The sequence below is a fragment of the Rhizobium sp. 11_C7_N12_5 genome (assembly GCF_051811145.1).
Classification (GTDB): Bacteria; Pseudomonadota; Alphaproteobacteria; order Rhizobiales; family Rhizobiaceae; genus Rhizobium; species Rhizobium lusitanum.
On the sequence record NZ_JBPWPY010000002.1, the window covers coordinates 1061173 to 1086268 of the forward strand.

A 25096-nucleotide genomic window follows, 5' to 3' on the forward strand; every position below is an offset into this window, starting at 1 on the left:
CTGGATCGCCCTCAAATCCCTCTAACGGCAAGGCGAGGCGAAATACCAGCGTCCGGCAATTTTGGCTGGCGCTGAAGCGGTGCGAAATCTGCGGGCGTGATGGTCTCCCTTTCAAGTAGAAGTTTTGCACCGGCTTTCAGATTCTCGATGTCGGCCGAAAGCATCTCCTTCGCCATCTGGTAAGCTTCGTCGATCATCCCCCTTATCGCCAGATCGACTTCCCGAGCGGTTGCTTCGGAATAGTCGCGCGGACGGACGCCGAGCTGATTGTCGTCGAGCCACTGTGCTCTTTGGGGTTCAAGGACCGCCTGGCCGACCGAGGCATTCATCCCGAATCGAGTGATGCTTTCACGCGCGATATCGGTGGCCTTGCCAAGATCGTCGGCAGCACCGGTCGATACCTCTCCAAAGACCACCTCCTCTGCCGCGCGACCGGCGAGCAAGGCGATCATGCGTTCCTTCAATTCACTCGACGTGATGAGAAAGCGATCCTCCGTCGGCCTCTGCAAGGTATATCCGAGCGCACCGATCGACCGCGGAATGATCGAGACCTTTTGAACGGGATCCGTCTTGGCAAGCGAAGTCGCGACCAGCGCATGCCCCATCTCGTGATAGGCAACGCGTTCCCTCTCGTTTGCATTGAGCAGCCGGCTTCGGCGCTCCGACCCCGCAACGATACGCTCCGTTGCCTGCACAAAGTCCTCGGTGGTGACGGTATCGCCGTGACGCCTGGTGGCAATGATGGCAGCTTCATTGACGAGGTTTGCCAGATCTGCGCCGGTAAAGCCCGGCGTTAGTGCGGCGACGTCGTTTATGTCGAAGTCGGCGGCAACCGCGATCTTCTTGATATGAACCTTGAGAATGTCGGCGCGACCTTTCCGGTCGGGACGATCGATGACGATCTGGCGGTCGAACCGGCCCGCTCTCAGCAAGGCTGCATCGAGAACTTCGGGGCGATTGGTTGCGGCGAGCAGCACGATGCCGACGCGCGGGTCGAATCCGTCAAGTTCCGACAGCAGCTGATTGAGCGTCTGCTCCTTTTCGTCGCCGCCGCCATAACCTGCAAGCGGGCTGCGAGCTCGGCCGAGGGCATCCAGTTCATCGATGAAAATTATGCAGGGAGCAGCCTTGCGTGCCTGTTCGAACAGATCGCGGACGCGGGCGGCGCCGACGCCGACAAACATCTCGACGAATTCGGCGCCGGAGATGGAAAAGAACGGCACGTTCGCTTCCCCGGCGATAGCTCGCGCGAGAAGCGTCTTGCCTGTACCGGGTGGGCCGACCAACAACACACCCTTGGGAATCCGCGCGCCGAGCCGACCGTAATTATCCTGCTCCTTCAGAAAGGAAACGATTTCCTGCAGTTCGGCCTTGGCCTCGTCCGCGCCTGCCACGTCGTCGAACGTGACTCCGGTCTTGCGCTCCAAATAGACCTTCGCCTTTGATTTTCCGATATTGATCAAGCCACCCACGCCTTGTCGGTCGATCATACCGCGAAAGAAGAAGACCCAAATTCCAAGGAAGAAGAGTGTCGGCAGCGTCCAGGAGAGGATGGTTGTCAGCCAATTGCTGTCGGTGCCGCCGGAGACTTGAACCCCGGCCTTTTCGAAGGTCGCAGCAACGGCTGGGTCCACGCGGTTGGATATGAAGAGCGTTTTGCCATCTTGGGGAACCTTGAAGACACCTTGGACCATCGTCTCAGTCAGCGTGACCGATTGAACCTTGCCGTCGGCCACCATGCGCATCAGGTCGCTGTAGGATATCTCGGCCGTGTCGCGATAGGCGAACCATATCTGGAAAAGACTGAGCAGCAGGAACGCCACCAGAAAATAACCAATGCTGAAGGTGTGTTTCCGGTCCATGGGTGCCTCCGGGCGTAGCGTATCGACACCTCATTGGTTTCATGCGGCCGCAGCCACGTCCTTGACACGGATCAAAGACCGGCTTGGCGCCTGGTGGTAGCTCTCTCAAGACGCTTTCCATGGCGTGCGGCCTTATTGGCCATCAGCTTGCCCAGCGTCATGGCCCCTTCGGAAAACCCCAGTTCACGAGATGACTATGGCCCAAGATCGCTTCGTCCCCGCAACATCACTTCGCCACGACCGGTCCGCAAATGACAATGTCGATCTCGGGCTGCGGCAATTTCTGCTGCAAGTCTATAATTATATGGCCGGAGCGCTGTGCCTGAGCGGCCTTACCGCATATCTGGCAATCGAGACCGGCTTCTATCAAAGGATCGCCGGGACTGGCTTCATCTGGTTGGTTATTTTCGCTCCGCTGGTGGCACTGCTGTTTTTGACCATCCGGCTGGAGAAGATGCCCCTCGCCTCAGTCATGGCGCTGTTCTGGATCTATGCTTGCCTAATGGGACTATCGTTCGCCGGCATTTTCCTGATCTACACCGATGAAAGCATTGTGCGGACCTTTTTCATCAGCGCAGCGATCTTCGCCGCCACGAGCCTTTACGGCTACGCCACGAAAGCCGATCTTTCGCGCTTTGGTTCCATTTTGACAATGGCACTCCTTGCAACCATTGTTGTTAGCTTCGCAAACATTTTGCTGGCCTCGACCATTCTGCAAATTGCCGTCTCGGCAGTGGCCGCCGTTCTCTTCGTCGGGCTGACTGCCTACGACACACAGCGCCTCAAACAGATCTATCAGGCCTGTTATCCGTCGGAGCCAACTGTGAAGATGGTGCTAATGGGCGCCCTCACACTTTACCTTGATTTCATTAACCTTTTCGTCTTGCTCCTTCAATTCAGTGGCGACAGGCGCAGATGAAGCTTCAAAGCGACGAAAGAAATCTGCGGCCGTCCAAGCGGCGGCAGGCGCGACCGCAAGACACCAACCCGCCGATGCGTGAAGACGGTCAGTCTGGTCGTAGCATTCGACATCGTGCCAACAGGAGCAAAAGATGGAAAAGCACAGAATCCCGAGAGACAGTTGGGTATTGGTTTGTGACGGCGTCAAGGCGCTGTTTCTGCGCAACGATGGCGACGCCGAACTCATCAATCTGATTCCGGTTGAGATCTACGGTGACAAAACAGCTTTTCAGGCGCCCGCCGCGGATCGCCCCGGTCGGATTTATCAATCACAAGGCCGATCGCGCAGCTCCGTTGAGGCGGTCGATCTGAAATGGCAGAGCGAAGAGGCGTTTGTGAGCGATGTCGCCCGCAGACTTGATCAACTGGTCCGCAACCGCACAGTCAAGCATTTGATCATCATCGCTCCGCCGAAAGTCCTGGGCGTCCTTCGAGCGCATTTGACACCGACGGTGCACTCCGTCGTCAAAGGCGAGGTAGCAAATGATTTCACCATGCTTCCCATTCCGGAAATTGAGCAAAGGTTGAAAGGTTGACCCCAGGATGCCCGCGATCGCAAAGATAGAAACCAGCTTTGAGGGACATCGTCCCAACGTTCTATGCGAATAGAATCGTGATGTTGACCCAAGACAATGCGCATCAGCGGGAATTCGGTGAGGATACCCTTCATCAAGGAGGCCTACCATGAGCTTTATCCCTTCCCAGACCTTCTCGGATTCTGCGCACCAAGCCGAAATCTGGGTCGTAGAGTTGTCAGAGTATCTCCATTGTGAACGGAATGAGGCCTACGATTGCCTGCGGTCCGTCCTGCACGCGCTTCGAGATTCAATGGATCTGAAGGCGATGGCCGACTTTTCATCGCATCTGCCGCCATTGATCCGGGGAATATTCTACGAAAACTGGCAGCCTCAACACGCCCAGCCGTGCTCAGATAGAATGGACTTCTTTGCAAGCATAGGCAGGCGGTCAGTGAAGCTGAACGACATTGGCGTCGAGCAGGCAGCACGGAATGTCTTCAAGTTGCTGGATCATCACTTGAGCCTACCTGTAATTAAAAGAGTCAAACTGGCGATGAATCCTTCTCTCGGAACGCTCTGGCCCGAGCGCCCGCAGCAATCGAATAGCGCCGCGTAGCTTAAAAGGAAGAACACCGGCAAACGGCGATGTGAGAACCGAATAGGCTTGCCGCGCTCTCTTTATTCCGGCCGATTACGGCCGTGCGCTGTCATCTCATGCTCGCCATGCGACGCAGTCGGCGGACCGTCTCGCAGCCACCGGACTTCGCAGAGGTTCCAGCTTGGTTGCCTGCGACCTCGGCTGCTGCATCAAGCAGCTCCAAGGCATATGCTACCGCCGCATCGGTATCCTCGCGACAAAGGCTTGCGTTTGTGCAGCGCGCATCAAGGGCCTGTCTGATCCTACTCTTGAGCGAGAGCATTTCGTTGCTACTGGAATAGGCCAAAAGCTCGCGGAGGCAACTTGTGGCGACAATCTCCGAGGCGATGAGCTTGCCCTCGACCTCTCCGAGTGTCGGAATGGCAAATCGCTGCCCTCCCCTTCTGCAATCGCGATCCGTCGTCAGCATGGTCTTACTCCTTTGCGGCTAGCTTCCACGTCCGTCTTCCTCAAGAGCTCTTTTGACGCGCCGAAGAATAACGGAGCGAGCCTTCCTGTCGGCGGTTTTACGCAACCGCTCCTCCAGATCGAGGACAATCGATTGATAGTCATTGTGCCAATCCGAATGGCCGACATCCTGGGGCACGAGGCGCGGGGGCGGCGTGACGCGTGCAAGCGATACGGCGGCTGTTTTCGTCAGGCTGTAGCTGTCGTCGAGCGATGGTACGATGATGGTCGCGTCCGGCTTCCCGACTAACAGACGGGATTTCAAACTGTCGCGTGCGCCAGGCTCGCCGTGAACCAGAAACAGTCCTGATTGAATCGGCTCTCTGGCTTCTATCCAAGCTCTCAATTCGCTAGCGTCGGCGTGACCGCTATAGGCATCTAGTGATCGCACAGTCGCGCGGACGATGATTTCCTCACCCTGGATTTTTACGGTGCGCGCACCCTCTTCAAGAATTCTCCCAAGCGTGCCCGCTGCCTGGAATCCGACCAGCAATACGGTGCCTTCATCCCGCCAGAGCCAATTCTTGAGACGATGACGAATGCGACCGGCTTCACACATGCCGCTGGCAGCAATGATGATATGGAAGCCGCGAATGAAATCGATTGCTTTTGATTGCTCGGCCGTTTCCGTGAAGCGCACATTTTTCGCATTCAGCGCTTTGATCAGCAGGTCGCCATTGGGGATGGAATGTGCGTGCTGCTTGAAGATCGCGGTTGCGCGGGATGCTAGTGGAGAATCGATGATTATCGGACACCGCGATATCTCGCCCGCATCCATGAGGACGTTGAGATCGGCGAGCAATTCCTGCGTGCGTTCTACCGCAAATGATGGGATCAGCAGGGCGCCGTTGGAATGATAGGCATTGAGAAGGATTTCCCGAAGTTGCCCGCGACGGGCGACGTCCGAGACTTCGTCTCGTTCCCGATCCCCATACGTGCTTTCACAGATGACATAGTCAAAGTCCTGCGGAGCATCTGGCCGACCCTCCAACAACTTGTGCTGCGGACCAACATCTCCAGAAAACAGAATGCGGATCGGTCCAGTTTCGGTCGCCAACTCGATCTCGACCGAGGCCGAACCGAGCAGATGTCCGGCGTCCCAAAGCCGAAACCGCAGACCACCTTCTAATCTTTGCCATTCTTTATAGGCAACCGTTCGAAACTGCGTCATCGCGGCGCGCGCGTCTTCTGCTGTGTAAATGGGTTGCAACATGTCACGCGATCGGTGCCGGTTGCGGCGGTTCAGCTGCTCGACTTCCGATTCCTGAATGTGTCCCGAATCTTGCAGCATGATCGAACACAGATCCAAGGTAGCCGGCGTACAATGGACGGCCCCCTCGAAACCGGCTTTGACCAGTTTCGGGATGAGGCCCGAGTGATCGATGTGGGCATGGGTCAGGATGACGGAGTCAATCAGAGCCGGTTCGAACGGGAAAGGCCGGTAATTCAACTCCTTTTCGGTCTTCGAACCCTGAAACATGCCACAATCGATCATGGTGCGAGCGCCGGCGTGCTCAAGCACGAAACACGATCCGGTGACCGATCCGGCTGCACCGTAGAAATGTAATATGGGGTCCGTCATCGGTTTTCCTCGTATGCGTCTCGACTTTAATGCATGCCGGATCGCCTTCGCTTTGATGAGGATCAAGGAAACGGGGATGCGATGGTGACTATCTTTGCCGACCTCCGAATGAGAAAGGCGATCAGACCATGTCCATCAAAACCGTCTTGTGTATCCTCGACGTCAATCAATTTAAAAATGACTTGAAGGGCGCCGTTGACTTTTGCCAGACACATGGTGCGCACCTAACCGCGCTGATCGTTTCAATGGGTGGCACGCCTCCCCACAGCGCATACGATGCTCTCTCCATCACCAAGCTCAACGAGCGACAACGTGAAATAGATAGTCTGACCGAGAAGGCATCCGATATCAGATCCCAGCTCAGCGGGAACATCGCATCCTATGACGTGCAGGAAGTCTATACGGAATTTCCCTGGGCTGACGAGGATATCGCGGACCGCGCGCTTTATGCCGATCTCGTCCTCATCGGTCCCCAGGCGGCCCGTAACGAGGAGCTTCAGCAAAGGGTAATCGATGGGGCATTGTTCCAGTCGCCGACGCCGGTACTTGTCAACGCGAGCGGCAAAACGCTTCAGTTTGCGTCAAAAGTAATCTTGCTGGCTTGGGATTCGAGCGAGGAGGCAGCGCGCGCCGCGCGGCAGTCGATCGATTTGTTGCAAGCCGCCGGAAAGGTGCATGTTACGATCGTCGATCCGCTTGCCCCACAGTCTGTCAACGGCAAGCAGCCCGGCGCGGATATCGCCGTCTTCCTCGCCCGGCATGGCGTAAACGTCGGTGTCGATTGCATTGCGAGCGGCGGCCGACTGGTCGATGAAACGCTGCGACAACACGCGGTCGATATCGGCGCCGACATAATCGTCATGGGAGCCTACAGCCATCTACGACTGCGGGAGCGCCTTTTCGGCGGAGTGACGCGATCGATGCTGGAAGACTCGGACATTCCGCTGTTTCTTGCGCATTAGCGACAAGCGCCGACGGCTTTCTTCGATGCTTGCCCGGTATTTCTCAATCGCCAGCGACCTCTCCGACAGATAGACCGCAAGAGACTAGGTAGCGATCGACCGTCGGCAGAGCTGCGACAACCCATCTCCCCTAGTCCCGGCGCAGAGGGCCTGGATCCACACTCGCCTGCTAGTCATGACGGAGCCCCGCCAGACTGGGGTGTGAGCCTCAATCAATATCGTCTTCCTTCTTGAATGGCATTCAACACTGGCACGACGGTTCCAGCCCATCAACAGGGGCCTGGCCGACGCTGCTCCACGTGCCAACACATTGCCATTTCGAATTTGCGTCATCCTCATCGCCATCGCTATGACCTCCGACGTGGCGCTCCCAGTAGCCGCCGCCCTTACCGGCGCCAATGCCAGGATTGTCCCAGGTGTTATCTTGAGGTCTGTAGCGACCCGACTTATCAGACGCGCCAAACAGTATCTGAAATATATTGAGCTTCGGCTCATTGAGCGTCATTGCGACGAAAATCCGGAAATGACCGATTTCATCGGCCGTATATTCGCGATCGAGTTCATATCGGACATACAGTCCGTCAAGGACATCACCGGTTTCTTGAAGGAACAGTACCCGGCTGAGAGTTTGGTTGAGCGAGGAAAAGCCCGTTGAGATCACAAACTGAATGTCATCGCCCCAACGAGAGAAGAAACTGGCCTGTTCGGCTTCCGAAAGCACAATCCCAAGAGATTGAAAGCGGGTTGCAAACCCGTCGACAGCGTCTAGAGCGATGCGAATACGTTCGCGGTCCATAATCTCGCACCCCGCAAAACCTTCTTCTTTGGTGAAGCCGATCAACGTGGTTTCCTCGGTCACTGTCAAATCGGGATTGGTGAGGGACACAAAAATCTCCGGCTTGGGCAAAACCTGCCCATCCGGCGTTGTCAGATCAGGGAGGGTGGAGTGGACGTCAGATTTAAATTTCTTGTAGATCGCTTTCTTTTGCTCGGCTGAGTCGTTTGCGCCGGCCATGAAACCGATGGCAAAGGACCGGATTGGGGGGCTCCCACTTTGGCCCTGCCCCTCAAGTTCAATATTGGGCTTGAGGAATAGTCAAATAATTCGTATTATTCGCTTAAGTCATAGGAGGCGCTTTTATGCAGAAATTTTCGACAGTGGAATTATTGCGCGATATCAAGACCGTTACCATGGCGGCGGACCGCCAGCCAGTGGCCATCACGCAGCACAGAAAGGCGCGCTACGTTCTCATGACCTATGAGGACTTTGCCGCGATGAAAGAAAACAGCGATCCGCGCCGGGTTTTCGGCCCTGGCGAGACACCGACAGAACTGGCTGAATTGATCGTTCCGGAACTTGACCGGCTAATCGCGGAGGGTAAGTCTGGCGATGAGTGACAATCGCATGCCACCCAACGGTTCAGTCTTCCAGTATCCCTACCTGTGGAAATGGCAGCAAGACCGCGGGGAAACAGAAGGTCGCAAGGAGCGTCCAGTGTGCATGATGCTCGCTATCCCACGCGGGAAGCAGACGCATTTGATCCTTCTGGCAATATCAGGAACACCACCTCGCAGCGATCAGACCGCGCTGGAAATCCCGGCTCTCGAGCGCCGTCGTTCAGGTTTGCGCGAGTGGAAAGACGGCTGGATTACGGTTTCCGAATACAATTATGATGTGGCGGAAACCTCGTTTTACTACGATCCGAATGCCGAAATTTTGGGGCAGTTCAGCAAGGCGTTCTTGGGAAAGGTTGCGGAGGCTGCCAAACCATTCATCACGCAGAAGCGCGCGCAGATCAAGCGGCGTTGATGTGCCGTCATTCGCAGCTGACCGGTCTTTGAAACCTCGCAACGTGTCGCCGATCGGCTCCGTGACCTTAGCGGCTTGACGCTTGAGATCGTTTGTTGGATGTCATTCATGGCGACGCCGAGAGATGCGGCAGAGCTTCAGGCCGGGTTTTTACGAGGAACCCGACCGCCTTCGAAGGGCTCCCCTTGCGCGCCATATGCGCCAACTTATACGCCGCCTCGCTAACGTTGACTCGCAATGCGCCGGCGATGTCCCCCAGCCAGTCCGCCGAGCCGCGCAATCGCTTCAAAAGAGCAACATCGGAAATCGCGGCCACATCATTCGGGCCCGCCCAAGCGGCCGCAGAGCGTAAGCTCATGCCGCCAGGCCCATAAGCCAATGCCAGCCGCAGCAAGGTCGCGGCGTCACCAACCCCGCGTCGTCGCACAAGCGCCTTGGATGTACGCGCTGTCGTGCCGAGATCGATGACGTGCTCCAGCTTCGATAGCAGTCTGGACCAATCGGGGTCGATGGAATCAGTCGTTCGCATCCACCTTATGAATCACAGACAGATTCGCCCCGTCCAGCCCTTAAGTTAGCGCATATGGGGCGAGCCCCTCCCTTCCTGTGCCGCCGGCCCCCTTGATAACCCACAGCTGAGCCGCGACGGACACCGGATTGAGGCCAGATGGGTTAGCCTGCCTTGATCGCAATTTTCCGGTCATTCTTCTGCGCATTGGCTGTCTTCGGCAGAACGACCTTCAAAACACCATTTGCGAAGGAGGCATCGATCTTCTCGGCATCGACGCCGTCGGGAAGCTGGAGGCTGCGCTGGAACGATCCATAGCGCCGTTCGGAGAGGTAGTATTCCTTCTCCTTTTCCTCCTTGCTTTCATGCTTTTCGCCTTTGACCGTCAGGATGCCGTCCGCGAGCGTCAGTTCCACGTCCTTCGCATCGATACCTGGAAGCTCTGCCGTGAGCTCATAGGCCTTATCGGACTCGACGAAGTCGATGGCCGGCATGCGACGTGCGAAAGCATTCGGGAAACGTGCGAGTGTGCGATCGAAAAAGCCAGGGGTTAAGTCATTGAAGACGCGATCAATTTCCGATCGCAGGCTCTCGAATGGCGCCCAGCGCTCCATAGCGGGTGCCGCCTTCTTCTCCGTGCTCACGGGGAGCTTCCTTGCCATATCGGCCATATCATTTCTCCTCTTCGTTGCGAGTACCATTGGAGGACGACCTTGCCCCGGCCCTTTTCCAAATCGTCTTTGCAGGACGCGATATCATCAAAGACGGTGTTGCGACGTTGTTCATTGATCAGCATCAAAATGGCGCGCTGTCGCGCGTCCCGAGGCGATCGCGATCGTCATCTTGCCGATCATGAAATCGATCGGCGCCCCCTTCGGGGCGGGACAACCTTGATCTTCATCAAAGCGGCGGTGGGGCAGCGACGCGATCATTATGTCAGCCTGTTGGAGGACACTGACATGAAACCGCAATTGCATCTGCCATTGATCACCTATCCCAGTGCCAGTTCGCTTTCCGTGGTTCAAAACGCAGTCGACTTGGCGCGACATCAAAAAGCAGATCTCACCGCGAGCGTTCTGCAGATCAAGACGCCGCTCGTCGGACAATCATCCCCATGGGTGGACGACGTTGAACGATTGAGTTCGCAGGCAAAGCGCTTCAGCCGCGACAGCGGTGTCGCATTGAGCGAAGCAGTGTGCGACTACGCCAACAAAGCAGACATAAGGGCCGTCATTCAGACATTCGAAGCGTCGGAGCCGCTGATCCCGGATACTCTGGTGGAAATCTCGCGCGCTTATGATCTCTCAATCGTCGAAGCGTCCGAGACCATGATGCCTTTGCTTGAGAACCTTCTGTTCGAAAGCGGCCGACCTCTCGTCCTGTTCCCTGTAAACCATGTTTGTAGCCGGATCGATACCGTAGCAATCGCCTGGGATGGGAGCGCGCCGCTGTCAACTGCGTTGACCGGTGCCAGATTATTCCTGGAAAGTGCTTCGAAGATCATCTTGATCTCGATCACCAACGAGGCTCCAATGAACGAGAAGGCTCGGGACCGATACGCGAATGTCCTTCGCAACAGCGGCCTGGATGTCGAAGTTGTCGTTGCTCGTGCAAATGGCGAAGAGGTAGCCGTTGCTATCCAATCGGCCGCCAGAGCCCTTCACGCGGATCTGCTTGTCGCCGGTGCCTACGGGCATTCCAAAATGCGTGAATTGGTCCTTGGCGGCGTCACCCGATCATTGCTGGCCGATCTCGAAATGCCGGTTCTTGTCGCTCACTGATCAAGCAATGGAAGGTCGGTAAGGCGTTTATTCCTCCATGCCGGCCTGGCGCGCGGATTGCCGGTAGGTGGGCAGGGAATTGCTCCGTCGCAGCCAACTTGACGCTTGGCACTCAACCCATTCCCGCAGCCAACGCGTTCAGACGATCGCCTGTTGACAAAGGTCAAGGCGCGCGCGCCGTGCAATGGTTAGCAAGGCATTAGAGGTGAACGCTGATGCCAACTGAAACTGACGAAACCACCAAAAACTCCGCGGAGAAATCGATTGAACCCGCCGTCAACAAAGCGGAGGGGATCGATCGACAGAGGGATATCGCGACGATGAAGATCGCACCCGCCCCCGATGGATCACCGCATGATCCAATCACTGGACGAGCTGCAGATCATAGGGCTGGAGAGCGAATGCGTCGAAACCGTCGCTTGGCTGCGGGTGTCGCGATCATCGTTGCAATGGCCGGTTTAGGCTTCTGGTATCGGCAGCCGCTCCAAAATGCCCTATTCGGCCCCTCCCTCGCAGTTGACCACATCACGATCTCCGGCAATATCGAAGCACATCAGAGCGTCCTGAGTTTTACCCAAGTACAGGCTCCGATCATTGAGCTTCCTTTCGACGAAGGGGCGCGTGTCGAGGCCGGCACGGTGCTCGCACGGATCGACGACCGTCTTTATCGACAGCAGCTGGCAATAGACCACACCAATCTCAACGTCGCAATTGCCCAGGTCAGCGTCAACCAAAGTAATCTCTCGGCTGCCCAGCATAGCGTTGTGAGCGACACATTCGATCTTGCCGAGAAACAGCGCGACTTCGCTCGCGCGGAAACTCTGGCAAAGAGTGACGTTGTCTCGCAGCAGACACGAGATCTCGCATTGACCGCGCAACAGCAATCTTCAGCGCTTCTTGCGCACGATCAAGCCCTGGTCGGGGTGGCAGAAGCCAACGTCCGGCTCGCTACGGAAAGCGTCGCGACAGCTGAAGCGAGGATCAAGCTGGACGAAATGACTCTAGCCTACGCCACGCTTCGCGCCCCTTTCACCGGGGTTGTCGCCGTTCGCGAAGCCGAACTCGGTCAACTTGCCGCTCCGGGCGTCGCCATCCTCACACTTGATGACCTCGATCACATCTGGCTTCGCGCTTATGTGAACGGCCCCGATATTGGCAAGGTGCGGCTGGGTGAAGCGGTGGACGTCGTCACCGATACCTATCCTGGTAAAATCTATAAGGGCCGAATTAGCTTCATCTCCCCGCAGGCTGAGTTCACGCCGAAAACCGTCGAGACCCACGCCGAACGCATCACGCTTGTCTACCGGATCCGCATCGAGATCGACAACCCGACACATGAATTGCTGCCAGGCATGCCGGCCGATGCGACCATTTCTCTCCTGGCGTCAGGCCAATGATCGGCGCGGCAACCGACATCGCTGTCCACGTGCAGGGCCTCATTCGCCGTTTCGGTTCGCTGTCGGCCGTGAGTAACGTCAACCTCGACATCGCGCGTGGCGAGATATTCGGGCTAGTTGGGCCGGACGGTGCCGGCAAGACCACCATCATGCGCGTGCTCGCCGGTGTGCTGCGACCGAATGCAGGCACCGTCACCATCGAGGGTATCGACGTCGTTGCAATGCCGGAGCTGGCCAAATCGCAGATCAGCTATATGCCGCAGCGCTTCGGGCTTTATGAGGATCTGACCGTTGCCGAAAACATCTTCTTCTATGGGGAGCTGTTTTCCGTTCCGCGGGCGATCCGCCGAGAACGTACCGGGGCACTTGTGGATGCAGCCGGGCTTCGTGGCTTCGAACACCGTCTTGCCGGTCAGCTCTCCGGCGGCATGAAACAGAAACTGGGGCTCATATGCGCACTCATACACACCCCGAAAGTCCTGCTCCTCGACGAGCCCACAACTGGAGTCGATCCTGTCTCACGCCGGGACTTTTGGGCGATCCTTTATGGCCTGCGCGAAGAAGGCGTCACCATCATCCTTTCAACGGCATACATGGATGAGGCCGAGCGCTGTTCGCGCCTGGCGCTCGTCAGCGGCGGCGAAATACATCATTGCGACACGCCGGCGAAATTGAAACAAGCGATGCCGGGTGCCCTTCTTGCCATCTCTGCCGACAATCCTCGCGCTGCACGCGATGCCTTGGTGGGCGCTCCTGGCGTTCTTGGCCTGCTTCTGATGGGAGACAGGGTCAATGTCCGGGTAGACGACGCCGACATGCGAGAACCCGAACTGCGTGAGCGGCTCGCCGGGCGCGCTATCCCCGTGATGGCGATCACGCCGGTCGAGCCGGCGATCGAGGATGTCTTCGTCGCACTTCTGGGCAAGGAGCGGCGGGATGGATAACATTGATCCGACACCATCGGCACCAACCGTCCAGATGCAGGGACTTACCAAACGGTTCGGCACATTTGTGGCCGTCGACGACCTTGATCTTACCATCACCAAGGGTGAAATCGTCGGATTCATCGGTCCGAACGGCGCGGGCAAATCGACGACGCTGCGCATGCTTTGCGGCCTGCTACGGCCGAGCGCCGGATCGGCATTCGTCGCGGGTTATGACGTTGCACGCCGTCCTGAAGATGTTCGCGCGCATATAGGTTACATGTCGCAGAAATTCTCTCTTTATTCCGATCTTACGGTCAGGGAAAACCTGCGATTCTTCGGTGGGATGTATCACGTTCCCCGCCGGGAAATGGCCTCGCGAATGGCGCAGGCGATAGCCACCGCCGGCCTAGAAGGCCGTGAAGACGCTCTCGTCGCAACGTTGGCTGGTGGCTGGAAGCAGCGGCTGGCGCTCGGCTGCGCTATTCTGCACCGTCCGCCAGTCCTGTTTCTCGACGAGCCCACCTCGGGCGTCGAGCCTGAAGCACGGCGTCATTTTTGGGACATGATCCACAATCTGGCCGGTAGCGGCGTAACCATCCTCGTGTCGACGCACTACATGGACGAGGCCGAGTATTGCAACCGAATTGCGCTGATCAATGCGGGCAAACTGGTTGCTCTCGGAAGCCCGGGCGAACTGCGAGGGCGCGAACTCGGTGGCGAATTGTTCGAGATCTCCTGCAACATGTTGGGAGCCGGCCTTGCAAAGCTGCGGCAGGCCCCAGGCGTGATCGATGCAGCAATTTTTGGAGACAAATTGCATGTTTTGCTCCGCGATAGCGCCATGGCGATAGGTCTTCCCTTATTGCTTAGCCAAGGCGGCATCATCGCCGGCTCCCCCAATCGCATCTCGGCAAGTCTGGAGGACGTTTTCGTCCAGCTTGTCTCCCGCGGCCACGTCGAAGGCGCTCATCCATGAATGGACGTCGATTGTTCGCCATTGCCTACAAGGAGACACTGCAAGTCTGCCGTGATCCACGCAGTCTTGCGATAGCGTTGTTGATGCCGCTGTTGCAGATGGCGCTGCTCGGCTACGGCGTCAGCCTGGACATCAAAAACGTCTCCCTTTGCGTCTACGATCAGGAAAACAGTCAGACCAGCCGTGATCTCACCAGCCGTTTCGTAGCATCGGGATGGTTTGAAGCGGTCCACGCGCTCGACAGCGACCGCGCGATTCGACAGGCCATCGACCGCGGCACCTGCATCGGCGCGCTGGTCATTCCCGTAACCTTCACGAAGAGCATGAGTTCCGCCGGCAAGGCCAACATCCAGACGATATTCGACGGCACCGATGCTAATACCACGAATATAGCGACGGGTTATGCAAAAGGGGTGATTGCCGAGGCCTTGACCGATTTCAAAAACCGATGGGCGCAAGCGCACGGCCTACAGCCTGACGCCATCGGCCAGATCGATCTGCAACTGCGTGTCTGGTTCAATGCCGGCCTGGAAAGTCGTAATTTTATCATTCCCGGCGTGGTTGCTGTCATCCTTGCCGCCGTCGGCGCTCAGCTGACCTCGCTCACCATTTCGCGCGAGTGGGAAAGGGGTACGATGGAACAGCTTATCTCCACCCCTGTCACTGCATTCGAAGTCATGCTCGGGAAATTGGTTCCCTATTTTGTGATTGCACTGATCGACGCCGCCTTCTGTCTTCTGGTTACGATTTTCTGGTTTCAGGTACCGTTCAGGGGCAGCGTCACGACCTTGGTGATGACGACCGCGCTGTTTGCCGTCGTGGTGCTGGGGATCGGATACCTGTTGTCGGTTCGCATTCGCAGCCAGCTCGGCGCCAGCCAGATTGCATTAATCCTTACGATGCTGCCGACCACCATGTTATCCGGTTACACTTTCCCGATCGACCAGATGCCCGCACCCGTCCGCGCCGTGACGTTCCTCGTTTATGCCCGGTACTATGTCAGCATCCTTCGTTCCATATTTCTGAAGGGCAGCTCCCTAGCGGATCTGGCAGGCCCGCTTCTCGGGCTGGTGATCTTTGCAACCGTGATTGCCTATCTGGCCGCCATCGCCTTTCGCAAACGGTTGGATTAGCCATGTTCGAGCGCCTATACGTCATGCTGATGAAGGAGTTCATCGAACTCAAGCGCGATCGGTGGGCAATCTTCCGGCTGGTCGTCCCGCTGGTCCTCCAGGTGGTCATCTATGGATATGCCGCAACGTTTACCGTCAATCATGTGGCGACCGCCGTACTCGATCTGGATCGAAGCCAGGCGAGCCGCAATCTCATCTCCCATTTCGCAGCTGCGGGGCGTTTTGACATCGTCGACCGCACGGACGATGAACGCAGGATCACCCATGATATCGACACGGATCAAGCAACCGTCGCGGTTTTGATCCATCCCGGATTCGAGCAGGACCTGAACAATGGACGCTCCGCAGCCCTCGAAGTCGTGGTGGACGGCACCAATTCCAACACGGCACTGATCGCAGCCGGCTATGTCAGTCAGATCGTTGCCCAGTTCGAAGCAGAAAATTCCACAGCCGACAGGCGCCCGGACACCCAAGTGGCACCTCGCACGGTCACCGTGTCGCTGCAAGAGCGCCCCTGGTTCAACGAGAGCCTGGACGATCGCTGGTTCTTCATTCCCGGCGTTATCGGCACGTTGACATTGATGCAGGTGATGAGCCTCACGGCGTTTGCGATCGTGCGTGAACGGGAAGTGGGAACACTCGAACAGGTCATGGTCAGCCCCATTCGCCCCTTCGAATTCATCCTGGGCAAAACCTTGCCGTTTTTCCTGATCGGCCTCGGCGATATCGCTCTCGTGGCGACGATCGGGGTGCTCTGGTTTCGCGTGCCATTTGTCGGAAGTCCCTGGATCATGCTTCTGGGCGCCTGTCTCTTCCTCTTGGCCGCACTCGGCCTCGGCCTTCTGTTGTCGGCTTTTTCGCGGACGCAACAGCAGGCCTTCGCGTTGAATTTCTTCCTGCTCAATCCATTGTTCATTCTCTCAGGATTTGCATTTCCGATCTCAGCCATGCCGAAAGTCCTGCAATGGCTGACCATCATCAATCCGCTGCGCTATTTCCTGGTCGTCATCCGCGCCGTGTTCCTCAAAGGAGCCGGTATCGATGTTCTCTGGCCCGATTTCGCCGCGATGGCAATCCTCGGAACTGGAATGCTGACACTGAGTGTGATGCGGTTTCGCAAGTCGCTCGATTGACGCCCGCTTCGACCTATTCGGCGTTTTCTCCCGCGCGACGTCTCTGAACGGGAAGACGTCGAACGCTATGAACCGCGAGTTTTGATGAGCGTCAATGAAGCGCTGGGGATGGACCGGCTAACGTCAGTTACACTCAAGGGGTCAATTGACATGAACGCTCCGCTTAAAGATCGGGCTTCCGCAAGCCAAGATGCAACGACGTCGACCTCGCCCTATTGGTCGAAGGCCGAAGACCTTCTGCTGCACGATCTCGGCTCACAGACAAGAGGTCTTTCCCCCGAGGAGGCAGCGTACCGGTTAAGGAGCTACGGCCCGAACACCGTCGTCGCTATGACGCACACGAATGCGCTTCATATTCTGGCACGGCAATTTCTGAATCCCCTCGTTCTCATTCTCATCTTTGCCGCGACGGTATCTTCGCTGGTCGGGGAGATGCATGATGCCATCATCATAAGCCTCATCGTCCTTGCGAGCTGTCTGCTCGGCTTTTCTCAAGAGTACGGAGCGACGAAGGCGTTGGAGGCGCTGAAGAAAAGCATTTCGTTGTCCGCAACAGTTGTAAGGGGCGGAATAGAATCCCTCGTGCCGGCAAACACCATCGTCCCCGGTGACATCATCAAGCTTGCAGCTGGCAGTCTTGTGCCGGCCGATGGTGTGATCCTTTCGTCACGTGACTTGAACGTCAGCGAGGCCACCCTGACGGGTGAGACCTTCCCGGTCGGCAAGCTTGCCGGTGTCTGTCCACCCGACGCTCCGATCGCCGCCAGGTCCAATTGCGTTTTCACCGGCACGTCGGTTCGCAGCGGCACGGCAACTGTCATCGCTGTCGAAACAGGTGGACGCACCGAGTACGCGACCATCGCCGGCGCAATCGCGAAACAGATACCCGAAACGGATTTTTCACGAGGTATACGTCGCTTCGGCTATTTGATGACGCGCATCATGTTGGTGATCGTCATTACCGTCTTTGTTGCCAACCTGCTCCTGCACCGGCCGCTGATCGACTCACTGCTATTTTCTCTGGCGTTGGCCGTCGGGCTGACTCCCGAGCTTCTGCCGGCGATTATCAGCATGACGCTCGCCCGCGGCGCGCGCGCCATGGCTGCCGGCGGCGTCATCATTCGTCGGCTCGACGCTATTGAAAATCTTGGGAGCATGAACCTTCTGTGCACCGACAAGACCGGCACGCTGACGGAAGGCATCATAAAACTCGACGATTTCGTCGATCCGGGCGGCAAGCGCTCGCAGCAGGTCCACTTACTCGCCGTTTTGAACGCATCGCTGCAGGCCGGCCTCAAAAACCCGCTCGACGATGCTATACTGGCATCCGGCGAGATTGGCGCAGATCTGAAAGCCTTCGTGAAGAAAGACGAGATTCCATACGATTTCATGCGCAAACGGTTATCGGTCATCGTCAATAGCGCCGGCCAGGATACGATGATGGTCTGCAAAGGCGCCGTCGCCAATATCCTTTCCGTCTGTACCTCCGTCAGGACAGGCGACGCTGTCGGGCCTCTCGATGACCGGTCACGTGCGGCCGTCGACGCGCTTTATCGCAAATGGGGCGAGGATGGCATTCGCGTGATCGCAATCGCCACTCGGCGCTTCGCTCAAGACAAGGGATCTTATGACGTTGGCGACGAGCGCGAGCTCTGCCTCGAGGGCTTTCTCCTGTTTCTTGATCCGCCGAAGGCAGGCATCAAGGATGCGCTGGCAGGACTGAAACATCGCGGCATCGGCATCAAGATCATATCCGGCGACAATCGCTACATCGTCAAACACCTGGCCGACACGATCGGGCTGAGAACGAAACATGTTTTGACCGGCGGAGAGCTGGCATCGATGAGCAGCGACGCATTGTTCGCCCGTGCGCCAAAAACAGATCTGTTTGTCGAGATTGATCCCAACCAGAAAGAGCGCATTATCAAAGCGCTGCGGCGTTCCGGTCATGTGGTCGGTTATATGGGTGACGGTATCAACGACGCTCCAGCCCTCCATGACGCCGACGTCGGCATTTCTGTCGACGGCGCAGTCGATGTCGCCCGGGAGGCTGCTGATCTCGTGCTGTTGCAACAGGACCTCAACGTGCTGATTCGCGGCGTGGACGACGGTCGGCGAACCTTCGCCAACACCATGAAATACATATCGATCGCGACGAGCGCGAACTTCGGCAACATGATCAGCATGGCGATCGCCTCTCTGTTCCTCCCGTTCCTGCCGCTGCTCGCCAAACAGATCTTGCTCAACAACCTGCTTGCCGACATTCCATCTATGGCAATCGCCACGGATAGGGTCGATCGACAGCAAGTGCAGCGTCCGAGGCGATGGGACATTCGTGGCATCCAACGATTTATGATCTTCTTTGGCCCGGTCAGCTCGTTGTTCGATTTCGTGACGTTCGGATTTCTGTTGTTTGTCGTGCACGTGACGACCAATCAGTTCCGAACGGCCTGGTTTGTCGAATCACTCATTACGCAGCTCGTGACCATGCTGATCGTTCGCACGACCATGGCGGCATGGAAGGATAGGCCCGGTCCCCTACTCCTTTGGTCGACGGCGCTTATCACCCTCATCGCCCTCGTGTTGCCCTATTTTTCGCCGGTTGCGAGCATATTCGATTTCACACCGCTCCCCATTCCGTTGATGGGAGGGCTGATCGCGATCTCGGTAATCTACGCGGCGACGCTCGAGCTGGTGAAACGGATTTATTTCCGCCGGGGATGATGGTGTCGGCAGTATGGTAAAGCCCGTTTTTATACCCGGTCAGCTTGCCTTGGGCACCAATACAGCTGCACCGACAAGACGCCCGGCGCGCAGATCGGCGAGCGCCTCATTGGCCCTCTCGAGTGGATAGGCCGTGGTGTGGGTTCGCACGCCGGCGCTCTGGGCAATCGGAAAAAACTCAGCTGCGTCCGCGCGTGTTAAATTGGCGACCGAGACAAGCTCGCGTTCCCCCCATAGAACAGCGTAGGGCATGGACGGTATGTCGCTCATGTGAATTCCGCCGCACACAACGACCCCGCCCTTGCGAACCGCCTTGAGCGCTGTCGGCACCAGATCGCCTGCGGGTGCAAAGATGATGGCTGCGTCGAGCAGAATTGGAGCGTTCTCTTCCGACGAGCCGGCCCATACCGCGCCAAGCTCCAGCGCGAACTGCTGCGCTGCATGGTCGCCGCTGCGCGTGAACGCATAGACGTCACGCCCCTGCCAGATGCAGATCTGGGTCAGGATATGCGCGGCGGCGCCGAAGCCGAAGAGACCGATGCTCTTGCCATTGCCGGCCTTCTTGAGCGAACGCCAGCCAATCAATCCGGCGCACAGAAGTGGCGCGAGCGATACCGGATCGGCGTCCGCATCGAGATCGAACGCAAAGGCTGCGTCGGCCACAACATGCGTCGCGAAACCGCCGTCGCGGGTATAGCCGGTGAATTGCGGCCGATCACATAGGTTCTCAGCCTTCATTTGACAGAAAGAACATGTTCCGCATGTGTGGCCAAGCCAGGGAACGCCGACGCGGCGACCAAGTTTGGCGCTTGCGATGCCGGAGCCCACAGCATCGACAATACCCACGATCTCATGACCCGGTACGAGCGGAAGCGTTGGATTGTCGAGGTCACCGTCTACAACATGAAGATCAGTACGACAGACAGCGCAGGCCTCAACCTTGATCCTCAGCTCGCCTGGGCCAGGCCTTGGATCATCACGTTCGACAAATACCAGCGGTTTCCCGATTTGTCGAAGAACCATCGCTTTCATGGCTGAAGCCCATCCAAATTCGGGCTCGTTTCGAAGCTCAATGTCGGAAGAAGAAGCCGAGAAACGGCGCGTCCATCTGCGTTTCAAGCAACCTTTTCCGCCACTGGATCACTCCGGCGAGCAGTTTGATCTACCACCCTTCTCCTCCCACACAAATGCTGCCTCGGCTTTGACCCGGATCAACGCGCGCATAGCAAGAACGTGAAAACGTCCAAAGACAGGGCAAATTGTATGGCACGCCAGGAGGGCATCGGTGCAAAAGCTATTGCTGATCATATTGATCGTCATGATCGCCACGATCATCGGCATTTTGTGGGTGGAGCCGATCGCCGGTACCGGGCGACAGGCGGCGCTTGAGAAATCGGCGACGCAATGACCATCCTGAAAAAATTTCGAGGTTCGAAGGCGGCGACATCGCGCCAGATCCCGAAAGAAATAGTTCTGCCCCGGACGCTCTACGGTTTCGTCTTTCGAGTATCGGGATGGCATCAGCTGGCCGTCGCAATGCTGTCCATCGTGCTCTTTACGGCAGGAACCATACCGCTGGAGATACAGCGACGGATCGTGAATGCAGCAACGGAGAATGGTTCCTATCGAACGATCGCCATTCTGGTGCTGATATACGTCCTTTTGGCTCTGATCGAGGGAGCCGTGAAACTTGGGCTCAATATCTACAGCAGTTGGATCGGAGAAGCGGCCGTCCGATGGCTCCGTCTCCAAGTATTCGAGGCATCACAAACATCGTTGACGGACGGCACCATGATGGCCAGCGAAGGTGTCCAGCTCTCGATCATCCTGGCCGAAGCCGAGCCTGTCGGTGGCTTCGTTGGCACGAGTGTCTCGGAGCCTTTGTTGCAGATCGGCATATTAACAGCTGTTTGCGGCTATCTGGTTTATCTGCAGCCACTCATGACGATCATCGTCGTCACGATCTTTCTTCCGCAAAGTGGCTTCGTCCCGATCATGCAGGCAGCGATCAACCGGCGTGTCGGGAAAAGGATCGGCATCATGCGCAACGTCAGCGAGGATATCGTCCAAATGGGGCAAGCAATTGACACAAACGGCCTTCAGGCGTCGCGTATCGGAGGTGTCTTCCGCATCAACATGAGCATCTACAAAATCAAGTTCACGATGAATTTCATGATGAACCTGATGACCCAGATGGGTTACGCAGGAATCTTCGCGATGGGCGGGTATTTCGTGGTCAGCGGGAAGACCGAAATCGGGACTGTCGTCGCCTTCGTATCCGGCCTGTCAAAAATAAACGACCCATGGGGCGATCTCGTCAACTGGTATCGCGATCTGCGTGTGACGCAGGTGAAGTACGGCCTCATATACAATTCCGCTCAGGTTGGCACCGCTATAGCGGGCGAATTACCAGGCTCTGCCCCATTTCCAGCGGCTCGCTCCTGAGACTTGAAAATGGCTCGTTGCCTCCGCAGGTGATCTCGGACACCGGGATCAGGATATTGCGGAAAGTGGCAAACCTGTATCTGGATTGATCTGTCGAGCAGCCGTGCTGCAAACTGCACTTCTCGCCGATGTTGATCAGGGATCTCGCGTCCGACCAGTTCTGTCTGAGACAACTGCCGCAACCGCGCAGCGAACGTGTTCGCGTGTATATTGAGAGAAAAATCGATGATGCACAGCGATAGCGTGCCTGAGGAGGTCCCCGATATCGATAGGGACCGTATTCCCCGCCTGTGTGTCTTAGAAATTCGGCCGATGGCTGTGAAAATTGCAGTGCCTGATGTGGATGACCTGAAGATCGATAGGGCGTCAGGCTTCGTCAGAAGCCTGGGCTCGGGCATTCAGCCACGGCAAACGAGCTGTCACATCGTTGGAAGGAACGGCCGACAGATGGAGCACCCGACGAGTTCGCAGATTTTGCGTATTCGAGGGAGACCCATCTGGTGGACGGAAGTTCGAAGTCTCGGATAGGCTCCTGGCCAATCTCGGCGCGGGGGGGCGCCGACGCTTGACCACAATATTCGGGCTACGTATTGACATTATACCAATCCCTTGAATGCCGTCAGAAGTCAAAAGCCATTACCCTTTGTCGGGGGAATATAGGGATCTGGGTAGCCGAGCTTAGGCTTGGCAGCACCGTTACCCGTATTGGTCGACGACTGTTGGCTCGGTTCTTTTGGTTTGTCGGAGCCGCTGGATTGGTACGTGTAAGCACCGAACATAGCACCTGCTATCACGGCGATCAGCAAAGCTGCACGCATGTTCTTCTCCTTGTCACGAATCTATCGTCCTGAAGCCACAGCAAACAATGAGATTTCCGCTGAGCATTCGTCACTAATTGATAGGCGCTCTTGGGACTTGGGGCCTTGATATACATCAACAGGCCAAGGTTCGGCGTCGTTGGGTGAAGCGAGTAAGCCTCGTGTGCGCAAAGCCTCGTCATTCGATGACCGAAATATACAGGATCCGCTCTTCTGCAGCGGCGCGGATGAGAGCTTCCCTGACCGCTTCCGGGGGGATGACGTCATGCAAGGCATCTAGGCATGCCCTGATCGCCACGACATATTCCTCGCCATCGTCGGTTGGCCAGTCCGAGATCAAAGTTACCGCCGCATCCCAAACGGTTTTGACGACCCTGCATTTCTCACCGGAGCGCACGACAAGCCTCAGCGCGGGAAACTGATGCGATGTATGCCATTTCATAGCGCATGGTCTCCACAGCGCGATAACATCAGCAACCACGCAAGGGCGGGCAAATCCCAACGGAATGGTTGCACATGTCATGCTTAGCAAGGCGCTTGAACGGACACTTTGACATGTCTCAATGAGGTGCGAGGCCGGCGATAGCATTCAGATCGGCGACGGATGGCCCGTATTGACTGAACACAAGGTTGTTGAGGCACGGTGATCCTGTCGACGTCCGCACTTGCTGTTGTCTGGCGGCGTATCGCCACCTCGTCTGAGGTCAAACCATATGTCTTGAGATCGAGGGCCGTGAATGGTCGCAACACACGCCATCAAGCCTACGCTTGTATGATCGAACGGCCAATGCGACGACGCAGTCCAGCATCTGAATAGATTGGATATTTATTGTCTCGGCGCCGGGGGAATCCGATCGATGTGAACGGAGCATTTTGCATGGTGGACAATGTGATCGACCGTCGATCCAAAGACATGATCGAGAATGTCGGGCTCGTGAGCGGCCACGACAATCAGATCGGCCTTCACGTCGGCGGCAATCGCCAGGACCGCATCGGCGGCACGGCCGGTGGAAACATGGACAGGCGCCGGCATTGGAAGCTTCCTGCAAAGCTGCGAGAGCTTTTCTTCCGCCTCGCTGATGATAGAGACAGCCCGATCATCCGGTCCTTGCGTCCCAAGGGACGGAAAACGCTCGACGGAGTGAGCGAGATGCAGGGTGCCATCGGCATCGAGAAGCGCGTGGGCGGTACGCAGGAGATGCTCGGCCCTCTCCTTCGATCCAGGACCAATGGCACAGACGATTGTCTTATACATGCCCCCACCTCTCAAAAGAGATCCTTACCGCCCGTGCCGACAAATTCGGTTCGAAATCCTCGCGCGCGCGCCTGCTTCAGAAACCGGTCCGCACTCAGTATGTCCACCTTGAAGCTGCCGCCCAGAGATTGGCCCAAAGGATAGCACAGTTCGTCGCGAACCCACGCTTGGGCGCAAGGCGACAGGACCGCAATCTCCCATTCGTCGCTGTCTGCTCGGTCGAGGCGAAAGTCGCAGTCCTGGTGGTGCGGGAGGGGATATCCTGCACCTGCAAGCAGAGCTTCCCCCGTTCGTGTGCAATCCGTGCTCATGTTTTTGCATCCTCTCTTAATGTCGAAGGCGGATCAGCTGATGGACAGCTGATCATCGAGCGTGTGGACGCCGGGAGCCGACCATGCGGCACGTTCCGCCGCACGACGCTCGGACAAGGTCCTGACGTTGCCCTTCAAGGTGACTTTGCCATCGGAAACATCGACCCGGATTGCCTGGGCTTCTAATTCCGCGTCGCGTTCCAGCGCATTTTCAATGCGCCTCTTGACGTCGTCGGCGCTGATGCCGGGAACGACATCTATGAGATTGGAGACGCCGACGACTCCGGCGAGATCCCTGACAGCGGCAGCGGCAGCATTCTTTTGGTACTGCCATTCCACCTTGCCGGTAAGCGTGACGACGCCCTTGCATACGCGGATCTGCACCATTTGCTTTGGAATGGAGATATTCCAGTCCACCATTTTGACAGCGCGACGGGCAATGTCGTCGTCATCGGTGCGCCTTGGACCCAAGATCCGAACGTCCATTTCCTGGGCTATGGCGCGGACGCCTTTGACGCGTCTCACGGCCTTCTCGGCAGCATCCTTTTCCGCATATGTGCCAACATGTCCGGTGAGAGTGACGATGCCGTCGCGTGCGACGACACCAATATCGGCCGCATCCACTCTCGGCTCGAATTCCAGTTCATCCAGAATATTCTGTCTGAGAGCGATGTCGTCCATGGCCACCTCCTTAAAACTCTATTGACTGAAGAAGCATAGGGCCGCGCGAGGATCGCTTCATTGATCAAGGTCAACCAGCCGTGACACGCGAAAGGCGATCAAAAAAGAAGTTCGATACTTGGCAGAGAGGGAGCCGGCCACATTGCGACGGATCAATGTCTGTTCCGAGGAATCCGGCTTCAATGAGCCGATTGGTTGAGCCGCATATC

General features: G+C 57.1%; 26 protein-coding genes and 1 pseudogene. 15 read left to right on the forward strand and 12 right to left on the reverse strand.

Annotation, left to right across the window (positions count from 1 at the left end; all coding sequences use genetic code 11):
* Positions 1 to 11 precede the first annotated feature (11 nt).
* On the reverse strand, positions 12 to 1862 hold the full coding sequence (gene ftsH / locus AB8B29_RS23970; protein ID WP_112441827.1) for an ATP-dependent zinc metalloprotease FtsH: 1851 nt from the start codon (positions 1860 to 1862) through the stop codon (positions 12 to 14).
* A gap of 196 nt (positions 1863 to 2058) precedes the next feature.
* Between ftsH and AB8B29_RS23975 the strand changes: the two genes are divergently transcribed.
* The 3 genes from AB8B29_RS23975 (at position 2059) to AB8B29_RS23985 (ending at position 3956) form a co-directional block, all read left to right on the forward strand.
* Positions 2059 to 2781, forward strand: coding sequence for a Bax inhibitor-1/YccA family protein (locus AB8B29_RS23975; RefSeq protein ID WP_112441829.1), 723 nt, complete (start codon positions 2059 to 2061; stop codon positions 2779 to 2781).
* A 133-nt stretch (positions 2782 to 2914) separates the two neighbouring features.
* Positions 2915 to 3358: a baeRF12 domain-containing protein gene (locus tag AB8B29_RS23980; protein ID WP_112441831.1), complete on the forward strand. Its 444-nt coding sequence runs from the start codon at positions 2915 to 2917 to the stop codon at positions 3356 to 3358.
* Between the two features lie 148 nt (positions 3359 to 3506).
* The gene (locus AB8B29_RS23985; protein ID WP_112441833.1) at positions 3507 to 3956 is read left to right on the forward strand and encodes a DUF2267 domain-containing protein; all 450 of its coding nucleotides are present in this window, start codon (positions 3507 to 3509) and stop codon (positions 3954 to 3956) included.
* A gap of 91 nt (positions 3957 to 4047) precedes the next feature.
* On the opposite strand, the gene AB8B29_RS23990 is transcribed toward AB8B29_RS23985, so the two are convergent.
* Positions 4048 to 4407 carry a hypothetical protein gene (locus tag AB8B29_RS23990; protein WP_112441835.1) on the reverse strand — a complete coding sequence of 120 codons (360 nt, stop codon included), beginning with the start codon at positions 4405 to 4407 and terminating at the stop codon, positions 4048 to 4050.
* A gap of 18 nt (positions 4408 to 4425) precedes the next feature.
* Positions 4426 to 6027, reverse strand: a complete 1602-nt coding sequence (locus tag AB8B29_RS23995; protein ID WP_113108216.1) for an MBL fold metallo-hydrolase — start codon at positions 6025 to 6027, stop codon at positions 4426 to 4428.
* 128 nt (positions 6028 to 6155) lie between these two features.
* Between AB8B29_RS23995 and AB8B29_RS24000 the strand changes: the two genes are divergently transcribed.
* The gene (locus tag AB8B29_RS24000) at positions 6156 to 6989 is read left to right on the forward strand and encodes a universal stress protein (RefSeq protein WP_037200772.1); all 834 of its coding nucleotides are present in this window, start codon (positions 6156 to 6158) and stop codon (positions 6987 to 6989) included.
* Positions 6990 to 7230: 241 nt separating this feature from the next.
* Here AB8B29_RS24000 and AB8B29_RS24005 read toward each other — a convergent pair whose 3' ends face one another.
* On the reverse strand, positions 7231 to 8004 hold the full coding sequence (locus AB8B29_RS24005; protein ID WP_439006735.1) for a hypothetical protein: 774 nt from the start codon (positions 8002 to 8004) through the stop codon (positions 7231 to 7233).
* 125 nt (positions 8005 to 8129) lie between these two features.
* Here AB8B29_RS24005 and AB8B29_RS24010 point away from each other — a divergent pair, with 125 nt between their 5' ends.
* Positions 8130 to 8387 (forward strand): prevent-host-death protein, encoded by a 258-nt coding sequence (locus tag AB8B29_RS24010; RefSeq protein ID WP_047562281.1) that lies wholly within the window; start codon positions 8130 to 8132, stop codon positions 8385 to 8387.
* Positions 8380 to 8799, forward strand: a complete 420-nt coding sequence (locus tag AB8B29_RS24015) for a hypothetical protein (RefSeq protein ID WP_113119174.1) — start codon at positions 8380 to 8382, stop codon at positions 8797 to 8799. The genes AB8B29_RS24010 and AB8B29_RS24015 overlap by 8 nt, the downstream gene beginning before the upstream one ends.
* Positions 8800 to 9043: 244 nt before the next feature.
* Here AB8B29_RS24015 and AB8B29_RS24020 read toward each other — a convergent pair.
* The 3 genes and pseudogenes from AB8B29_RS24020 to AB8B29_RS24030 all read right to left on the reverse strand — a co-directional run.
* Positions 9044 to 9328: pseudogene (locus AB8B29_RS24020) on the reverse strand (IS4 family transposase); the annotation flags it as partial.
* A 143-nt stretch (positions 9329 to 9471) separates the two neighbouring features.
* Positions 9472 to 9978, reverse strand: coding sequence for an Hsp20/alpha crystallin family protein (locus AB8B29_RS24025; protein ID WP_439006736.1), 507 nt, complete (start codon positions 9976 to 9978; stop codon positions 9472 to 9474).
* 111 nt (positions 9979 to 10089) lie between these two features.
* Positions 10090 to 10239 (reverse strand): hypothetical protein, encoded by a 150-nt coding sequence (locus AB8B29_RS24030; protein ID WP_156151567.1) that lies wholly within the window; start codon positions 10237 to 10239, stop codon positions 10090 to 10092.
* Positions 10240 to 10266: 27 nt separating this feature from the next.
* Here AB8B29_RS24030 and AB8B29_RS24035 point away from each other — a divergent pair, with 27 nt between their 5' ends.
* The 7 genes from AB8B29_RS24035 (at position 10267) to mgtA (ending at position 19377) form a co-directional block, all read left to right on the forward strand.
* Complete coding sequence (locus tag AB8B29_RS24035) at positions 10267 to 11088, forward strand: universal stress protein (RefSeq protein ID WP_439006737.1); 822 nt, start codon at positions 10267 to 10269, stop codon at positions 11086 to 11088.
* A 215-nt stretch (positions 11089 to 11303) separates the two neighbouring features.
* The gene (locus AB8B29_RS24040; protein ID WP_210166113.1) at positions 11304 to 12485 is read left to right on the forward strand and encodes an HlyD family secretion protein; all 1182 of its coding nucleotides are present in this window, start codon (positions 11304 to 11306) and stop codon (positions 12483 to 12485) included.
* On the forward strand, positions 12482 to 13429 hold the full coding sequence (locus tag AB8B29_RS24045; protein ID WP_113119566.1) for an ABC transporter ATP-binding protein: 948 nt from the start codon (positions 12482 to 12484) through the stop codon (positions 13427 to 13429). Before AB8B29_RS24040 ends, AB8B29_RS24045 begins: the two co-directional genes overlap by 4 nt.
* Complete coding sequence (locus AB8B29_RS24050) at positions 13422 to 14387, forward strand: ABC transporter ATP-binding protein (RefSeq protein WP_113119565.1); 966 nt, start codon at positions 13422 to 13424, stop codon at positions 14385 to 14387. Before AB8B29_RS24045 ends, AB8B29_RS24050 begins: the two co-directional genes overlap by 8 nt.
* A complete protein-coding gene (locus tag AB8B29_RS24055) occupies positions 14384 to 15520 on the forward strand; it encodes an ABC transporter permease (protein WP_037201050.1) in 1137 nt (378 codons plus the stop codon). Before AB8B29_RS24050 ends, AB8B29_RS24055 begins: the two co-directional genes overlap by 4 nt.
* Before the next feature lie 2 nt (positions 15521 to 15522).
* Positions 15523 to 16653, forward strand: a complete 1131-nt coding sequence (locus tag AB8B29_RS24060) for an ABC transporter permease (protein WP_037201046.1) — start codon at positions 15523 to 15525, stop codon at positions 16651 to 16653.
* A 150-nt stretch (positions 16654 to 16803) separates the two neighbouring features.
* Positions 16804 to 19377, forward strand: coding sequence for a magnesium-translocating P-type ATPase (gene mgtA / locus AB8B29_RS24065; protein ID WP_113119561.1), 2574 nt, complete (start codon positions 16804 to 16806; stop codon positions 19375 to 19377).
* Between the two features lie 39 nt (positions 19378 to 19416).
* Here mgtA and AB8B29_RS24070 read toward each other — a convergent pair whose 3' ends face one another.
* Positions 19417 to 20409, reverse strand: a complete 993-nt coding sequence (locus tag AB8B29_RS24070) for a zinc-dependent alcohol dehydrogenase family protein (RefSeq protein WP_113109117.1) — start codon at positions 20407 to 20409, stop codon at positions 19417 to 19419.
* Positions 20410 to 20662: 253 nt separating this feature from the next.
* Between AB8B29_RS24070 and AB8B29_RS24075 the strand changes: the two genes are divergently transcribed.
* Positions 20663 to 20785, forward strand: a complete 123-nt coding sequence (locus tag AB8B29_RS24075) for a hypothetical protein (RefSeq protein WP_280518139.1) — start codon at positions 20663 to 20665, stop codon at positions 20783 to 20785.
* On the forward strand, positions 20782 to 21822 hold the full coding sequence (locus tag AB8B29_RS24080; protein ID WP_312865287.1) for an ABC transporter transmembrane domain-containing protein: 1041 nt from the start codon (positions 20782 to 20784) through the stop codon (positions 21820 to 21822). The genes AB8B29_RS24075 and AB8B29_RS24080 overlap by 4 nt, the downstream gene beginning before the upstream one ends.
* A 626-nt stretch (positions 21823 to 22448) precedes the next feature.
* Here AB8B29_RS24080 and AB8B29_RS24085 read toward each other — a convergent pair.
* From AB8B29_RS24085 to AB8B29_RS24100, 4 genes are all read right to left on the reverse strand, one after another.
* Positions 22449 to 22640, reverse strand: coding sequence for a hypothetical protein (locus AB8B29_RS24085; RefSeq protein ID WP_113119560.1), 192 nt, complete (start codon positions 22638 to 22640; stop codon positions 22449 to 22451).
* Positions 22641 to 22818: 178 nt separating this feature from the next.
* A complete protein-coding gene (locus tag AB8B29_RS24090; protein WP_037201041.1) occupies positions 22819 to 23082 on the reverse strand; it encodes a DUF982 domain-containing protein in 264 nt (87 codons plus the stop codon).
* Positions 23083 to 23466: 384 nt separating this feature from the next.
* Positions 23467 to 23895, reverse strand: a complete 429-nt coding sequence (locus AB8B29_RS24095; protein ID WP_112442893.1) for a universal stress protein — start codon at positions 23893 to 23895, stop codon at positions 23467 to 23469.
* 344 nt (positions 23896 to 24239) lie between these two features.
* Entirely contained in the window at positions 24240 to 24887 is a 648-nt protein-coding gene (locus tag AB8B29_RS24100) for a BON domain-containing protein (protein WP_047562087.1), read from the reverse strand.
* Positions 24888 to 25096 lie beyond the last annotated feature (209 nt).

Excerpts from the sequence above, each read along its gene's own strand:
- AB8B29_RS24100 (WP_047562087.1), bottom strand. The coding sequence starts at position 24,887 with ATGGACGACATCGCTCTCAGACAGAATATTCTGGATGAACTGGAATTC.
- AB8B29_RS24000 (WP_037200772.1), top strand. The coding sequence starts at position 6,156 with ATGTCCATCAAAACCGTCTTGTGTATCCTCGACGTCAATCAATTTAAA.
- AB8B29_RS24090 (WP_037201041.1), bottom strand. The coding sequence starts at position 23,082 with ATGAAATGGCATACATCGCATCAGTTTCCCGCGCTGAGGCTTGTCGTG.
- AB8B29_RS24050 (WP_113119565.1), top strand. The coding sequence starts at position 13,422 with ATGGATAACATTGATCCGACACCATCGGCACCAACCGTCCAGATGCAG.
- AB8B29_RS24055 (WP_037201050.1), top strand. The coding sequence starts at position 14,384 with ATGAATGGACGTCGATTGTTCGCCATTGCCTACAAGGAGACACTGCAA.
- AB8B29_RS24060 (WP_037201046.1), top strand. The coding sequence starts at position 15,523 with ATGTTCGAGCGCCTATACGTCATGCTGATGAAGGAGTTCATCGAACTC.
- AB8B29_RS23990 (WP_112441835.1), bottom strand. The coding sequence starts at position 4,407 with ATGCTGACGACGGATCGCGATTGCAGAAGGGGAGGGCAGCGATTTGCC.
- AB8B29_RS24070 (WP_113109117.1), bottom strand. The coding sequence starts at position 20,409 with ATGAAAGCGATGGTTCTTCGACAAATCGGGAAACCGCTGGTATTTGTC.
- AB8B29_RS24015 (WP_113119174.1), top strand. The coding sequence starts at position 8,380 with ATGAGTGACAATCGCATGCCACCCAACGGTTCAGTCTTCCAGTATCCC.
- AB8B29_RS24010 (WP_047562281.1), top strand. The coding sequence starts at position 8,130 with ATGCAGAAATTTTCGACAGTGGAATTATTGCGCGATATCAAGACCGTT.
- AB8B29_RS23985 (WP_112441833.1), top strand. The coding sequence starts at position 3,507 with ATGAGCTTTATCCCTTCCCAGACCTTCTCGGATTCTGCGCACCAAGCC.
- AB8B29_RS24030 (WP_156151567.1), bottom strand. The coding sequence starts at position 10,239 with ATGATCGCGTCGCTGCCCCACCGCCGCTTTGATGAAGATCAAGGTTGT.
- AB8B29_RS23980 (WP_112441831.1), top strand. The coding sequence starts at position 2,915 with ATGGAAAAGCACAGAATCCCGAGAGACAGTTGGGTATTGGTTTGTGAC.
- AB8B29_RS24025 (WP_439006736.1), bottom strand. The coding sequence starts at position 9,978 with ATGGCCGATATGGCAAGGAAGCTCCCCGTGAGCACGGAGAAGAAGGCG.
- AB8B29_RS24005 (WP_439006735.1), bottom strand. The coding sequence starts at position 8,004 with ATGGCCGGCGCAAACGACTCAGCCGAGCAAAAGAAAGCGATCTACAAG.
- AB8B29_RS24035 (WP_439006737.1), top strand. The coding sequence starts at position 10,267 with ATGAAACCGCAATTGCATCTGCCATTGATCACCTATCCCAGTGCCAGT.
- AB8B29_RS24095 (WP_112442893.1), bottom strand. The coding sequence starts at position 23,895 with ATGTATAAGACAATCGTCTGTGCCATTGGTCCTGGATCGAAGGAGAGG.
- AB8B29_RS24080 (WP_312865287.1), top strand. The coding sequence starts at position 20,782 with ATGACCATCCTGAAAAAATTTCGAGGTTCGAAGGCGGCGACATCGCGC.
- AB8B29_RS24040 (WP_210166113.1), top strand. The coding sequence starts at position 11,304 with ATGCCAACTGAAACTGACGAAACCACCAAAAACTCCGCGGAGAAATCG.
- AB8B29_RS24045 (WP_113119566.1), top strand. The coding sequence starts at position 12,482 with ATGATCGGCGCGGCAACCGACATCGCTGTCCACGTGCAGGGCCTCATT.
- mgtA (WP_113119561.1), top strand. The coding sequence starts at position 16,804 with ATGAACGCTCCGCTTAAAGATCGGGCTTCCGCAAGCCAAGATGCAACG.
- AB8B29_RS23995 (WP_113108216.1), bottom strand. The coding sequence starts at position 6,027 with ATGACGGACCCCATATTACATTTCTACGGTGCAGCCGGATCGGTCACC.
- AB8B29_RS24085 (WP_113119560.1), bottom strand. The coding sequence starts at position 22,640 with ATGCGTGCAGCTTTGCTGATCGCCGTGATAGCAGGTGCTATGTTCGGT.
- AB8B29_RS23975 (WP_112441829.1), top strand. The coding sequence starts at position 2,059 with ATGGCCCAAGATCGCTTCGTCCCCGCAACATCACTTCGCCACGACCGG.
- ftsH (WP_112441827.1), bottom strand. The coding sequence starts at position 1,862 with ATGGACCGGAAACACACCTTCAGCATTGGTTATTTTCTGGTGGCGTTC.